The 2,538-nt window shown below is 34.6% G+C and carries 1 protein-coding gene; it reads left to right on the top strand.

Translation table 11 applies throughout. The features are described 5' to 3' along the window. Positions 1 to 203 precede the first annotated feature (203 nt). Positions 204 to 2,417 (top strand): O-antigen ligase family protein, encoded by a 2,214-nt coding sequence (locus PF572_01415; protein ID MDA3839724.1) that lies wholly within the window; start codon positions 204 to 206, stop codon positions 2,415 to 2,417. The last annotated feature ends 121 nt before the right edge of the window (positions 2,418 to 2,538 follow it).

Genomic DNA, 2,538 nt, shown 5'->3' with positions numbered 1-2,538 from the left:
TTCAATGAACGCAGAAAAGTGCTCAGGGGTCTGACCGTTCTTTCTCCTCCGGCCATTCTTTTGAGAGTATTGAATTTAACTAGCTATTCTGCTATTCTTCAAACAAGACAAAGGGCTTTGTCTTGTTTTTAAGTTAGCTAAAAGATAGGAACATCGAAATTTTCTACTTTTAACTTTCTACTTTTAACTTTTAACTAAAATTCATGTCTCAAAAACTATATAAATACATCTTGCAAGGAGGGATTTATTTGTCTTTAATCTCTGTATTCTTGGTCAATAAAAACCTTTTGTTTCCATTTATTACCTCAAAACAGATATTTTTCAATGTCGTTATTGAAGTATTGATGATTTTTTGGATTGCCATGATTGTTAAATATCCTTCTTGGAGACCGAAGAAGAACTATATAACATACGGCCTCGCAGCTTTTTTCGGAGCTGTGGTTGTAACGTCTTTTACTGGAGTTGATTTTAATCTAAGTTTTTGGGGCGATGTTGAGAGAATGCTTGGCGCATTTCATTTGTTACATTTCTTTGCTTTTTATTTGATAATAATTACTGCTTTCAGGAGCTGGGATGATTGGAAGGTATTTTTGAATATATATGTATTTTTTGCTATTTTTGTGGCTCTAAAAGGTCTTTCTGGGACTAGCCATGTCTATAGTACTCTGGGTAATACTGCCTATGTTGCTGCTTTCCATATCTTTTCTGCCTACTTTGCAATACTTCTTTTTGCTCGTGAGAAAAGCTGGGTGATAAAAAGCATGTATTTGCCACTTGTAGTCCTCTTTGTTTATCACATGATAAAAACAAGTGTGGCTGGAGCTTATGGTGGTTTTGCGGCCGGTCTTTTGGTAATGCTATTCTTGTACGGGATTTTATATAAAGACAGAAGAATCAAAGTGGCCACAGTGTCTGCAGCAATATTTATAATGATTTTTGGTTCTTACTTTTTCTTAATTCAGAAAGATAATTTTCTTACCAGAAACTCAACATTTTTAAATAGAGTAGCTTACGAACTTTCTTGGGAGAAAAATACATTTCAAACTCGTTTGATTTCTTGGAGAGCTGCTTTTAAAGATTTTCCAAGCCATCCCTTGGTGGGGACTGGTTACGGGAATTATGCTATTACTTTTGATAAATACTTTGACGCTCATTTCTATGATCAAACAAGAACAGAAACATATTTTGATAGAGCTCATAATAATTTGGTTGATATTCTCTCTGGAATGGGGCTTTTTGGGCTCTTGACATACCTTTCTATATTCTTTGCTCTTGGCTACTACCTTATTTCGGGGTATCGCTGTGGAAAACTAGATATGCATGAGTTTATTATTATCACTTCTCTCATCACCGCATACTTCGTCCAAAACCTGGCTGTATTTGATGCTATGGTGACCTATATGGCCTTTATGATGGTATTGGCTTATGTTTATTTCAGATATCAGGGAGAAGAAGAACTGGTACCAGTAAAAGATGAAGAAATGGGAAATAACGAAATTGTCGCATTGCTTATCGGAGGGCTTATTTTACTTTCTGTTTTGTACCAATATAATTATGTTCCCTATAAAATGCTTAAGTTAACTATAGATGCTCAGCGTATAAATTCTAGTGGTGGTATAGTAGCTGCTGTGGATAAATATAGAGAAGCTCTTTCTTATGATTCTATCCTAGACAGAGATTCAAGAACTAGCTTAATGAGACTTTTAATTTCCGATAGAGGTCAATTAGAATCATATAAAGATAAAGAAGCAGCAACCGAAGCTCTCGATTTTATTATTGAACATGCAGAGAAAAATGTTGCCTACAATAAGAAAGACAGCATGAACCAAATGCTTTTGGCTCAGGCCTACAACAAAGCAGCATCTTTCCATCGAGGGAATCAATCAAAGTACGATTATTATATAAATGCAGCGCTTGAAGCAATAGATAGGTCAATTGAAGCTAGTCCGCAAAGAGTTCCAATATATTTCCAAAAAGCACAAATCCTTATAACAGCAGGGCAAAAAGACAAGGCCCTAGAAACCCTCGAATACGCCTATTCTTTGAATGAGAATTATTATGATAGTGCTTGTAGCCTAGCCAAAGCTCATTTCTTTTATCAAGATGAAGTTAAAGGTTATGAATATATGGACCAATGCATAGACAAAGGTGGTATTAGCTTGTTGGGCCCAGGTGATTATTTGAAAGCTTTAATTGGCCACTATGTTGAGGAAAAAGATTTTGAAAAAGTTCTGACTCTATATGAAGGATTAGTAAAACTAGAACCAAAAGACCCTACGGCTTGGATTAATTTAGCAATGTTGTATAAAGAGAGTGGTAATAATGAAAAAGCTATAGAAGCAGCAACAATGGCAGGAGACTTAGATCCAAAGATTAAAGTAGATGCGGATAAGTTTATTGAGGAAATATCAAGATAGAAAAATTCTAAGCACTAAACTCTAAATTCTAAACAAATACAAAATTATAAACTCAAAATAAATAAATGGAGGGAAAATCAAGTTATTATAATCTTGAAGATAGAACATTTAAATTTGCTCA

The sequence above is a fragment of the Patescibacteria group bacterium genome (genome assembly GCA_027858235.1).
In the GTDB taxonomy this organism is placed as follows: Bacteria; Patescibacteriota; Patescibacteriia; order Patescibacteriales; family BM507; genus BM507.
The sequence above is the reverse complement of the archived record's forward strand: the minus strand, read 5'-3'. Positions and strand labels throughout refer to the sequence as shown.